The sequence below is a fragment of the Martelella sp. genome, from assembly GCF_984369615.1.
In genome coordinates, this window is the sequence record NZ_CFHTCS010000518.1 from 1 (window position 1) to 2,306 (window position 2,306).

General features: G+C 65.4%; 2 protein-coding genes. Both read right to left on the reverse strand.

From position 1 onward, the window contains the following. Positions 1-1,462: MFS transporter (locus AC5DC2_RS23145; protein WP_491700186.1), on the reverse strand; the 1,462-nt coding region annotated here is incomplete at its 3' end. 82 nt (positions 1,463-1,544) lie between these two features. Next, on the reverse strand, positions 1,545-2,306 hold a 762-nt coding region (locus AC5DC2_RS23150), incomplete at its 5' end, for an MFS transporter (RefSeq protein ID WP_491700187.1).

Below are 2,306 nucleotides of genomic sequence, written 5' to 3' on the forward strand. Positions count from 1 at the left end.
CGCCCGGCTTGCGGTCGGCCGGCAGCAGAAGCGCGAGCGCGATAACCCCTACATAGGCAGCGAGATTGTAGATCAGCGCCATGGCGAAGGCGCTGACATAGGCCGGGTGGTTGTCGGCGCCCGCCTGCAGCGCAATGCCGAGACGGGCGAAGAAGATGCCGCTGACGATGGCGATGCCGAAGGCGCCGCCGAGTTGCTGGACAGCCTGCAGCGCGCCGGAGGCCGATCCCGCCTCCTCATGCGGCACGCCCGACAGGACAAGCTGGAAGATCGAGGCGATGGCAATGCCGAGGCCGAGACCGGAGACGATCAGCGGCGCAAACAGCGCCCAGCGCGACACCTCGTCGCCGACGCCGAGCACATAGAGCCTGAGCCAGAACATGCCGACGCCGAGCAGCGCGATGCCGAAGATCACCCGCGGCTTCAGGTAGGTATGGCCGATCCGGCCGCTGATCAGCGACGCGGTGAACACGCCGAGCGAAAACGGCACCGTGGTCATGCCCGATTTCAGGGCCGAGAAGCCGAAACCCACCTGCAGGAAGATCGCGAGGCAAAGGAAGAAGCCAGGAAGCGTGGAGAAGAAGAACAGCGCCATCGAGCCGCCGACCATGAAGTTGCGGTTCTTCATCAGCTGAAACGAGAGAAGCTGCGGCTTCTTGCGGGCATTCTGCCGTCGCTCCCAGAGCACAAAGGCGAGGAGCACGGGAAAGGCGGCGGCCATCATGGCAAAGCACCAGAGCGGCCAGCCGAAGGTGCGGCCTTCCACCAGCGGAAAGATCAGCATGAACATGGCCAATGCGATCAGCAGGATGCCGAGATAGTCATTGCGGGTATCGGCGCGGCGCGGCGTTGACGGCACGAGCTTCGCGCCGGCGATGATGGCGAACAGGCCGATCGGCAGGTTGATCAGGAAGATCGCGCGCCAGCCGAGGCCGAACAGGCTGTGCTCGACGAGAAAGCCGCCAATGATCGGCCCGCTGACGGTCGCGATCCCCGCCATCATGCCGAAGAAGCTGAAGGCGCGGGCGCGCTCGTGCGGCGCGAACATCACCGTCGTCAGCGCCAGGACCTGCGGCGTCATCATCGCCGCCGAAAACCCCTGGAACAGGCGCGCAAGCACCAGCATCAGCGTGGTATGGGAAAGCCCGCACAGGGCCGAGCCGAGCGTGAAACAGGCGACGCCGGCGATGAACATGGACTTCTTGCCGACAATATCGCCGAGCCGCCCGAAGGGCAGAAGCGCGAGCGCAAACATCAGCACATAGCCGGCGACGATCCATTCAATGGCGGAGTTGGAGGCGTTCAGCCCCTCTTGGATCGACGGCAGCGCCACATTGACGATGGTGACATCGAGCATGTTCATGAATACGGCCGACAGCAGCACGGCGAGCGCCGTCCAGCGGCCCGGGTTCTGCTCGGTCGTCGCGCCGCTCGGCGCGGTCTCCGTCTGACTGGAAGCCAATGGGATCTCCGCATCTTGGTTGAAGGGCCGTCACCAATTGGGCGAGGACGGCGGAAATGTCAATTGTCGGCGGGCCCACCCGTCAGCCGAGCATCATGCCCTCGGGCGCCGGCTTTTCGCCGGACGGCTTGACGGCCGGCATGAACAGCGCGGCGGCAAACACCGTCGCCATGGCGAAGATCATGTAGCCGATGCCGGCGGAAAAGCCGGCGACATAGGCGTCCGCCGTCGCCGCGCCCGCCAGTTGGCGCGCTGAGATGATGGAGAAGAACAGGGCGCTGGCAATGGCGATGCCGAGCGCGCTGCCCGCCTGCTGGATGGCCTGCAGCGCGCCGGAGGCAGAGCCCGCATCGCTGCCGGGCACATCGGCAAGGATCGTCTGGAACAGCGGCGAGGCGGTCATGCCGAGCGAAAAGCCGCAGATGAACAGGGGCGGGGCGAAATCGAGGATGGCGAGATGCCGGTCGGCCCCGAGAACGACGAAGAACAGCATCACATAGCCGGCCGCCATCATTGCCGATGCCGCAAGGATCCGCCCCTTCAGGAAACGGTCGGACAGGCGGCTGTTGGTGAAGGCGGAGAGAAAGGCGCCGAGCGGAAAGGGGATGGTGGAGAGACCCGCCTCGAGCGGGGTGAAGCCGAAACCCTGCTGCAGGAAGATCGCGAAGGTCATGAACAGGCCCGCCGGGGTCGAGTAAAACACCAGCGCGACGAAGCCGCCGAGTCGATAGCCGTGATTGCGCATCAGCGAGACCGGCAGAAGCTGCGACAGGCCCCTCCGTTCGCGTCGCCGCTCGAAGACATAGAAGGCGGCAAAGGCCGGGAAGGCCGCGATGATCATGGC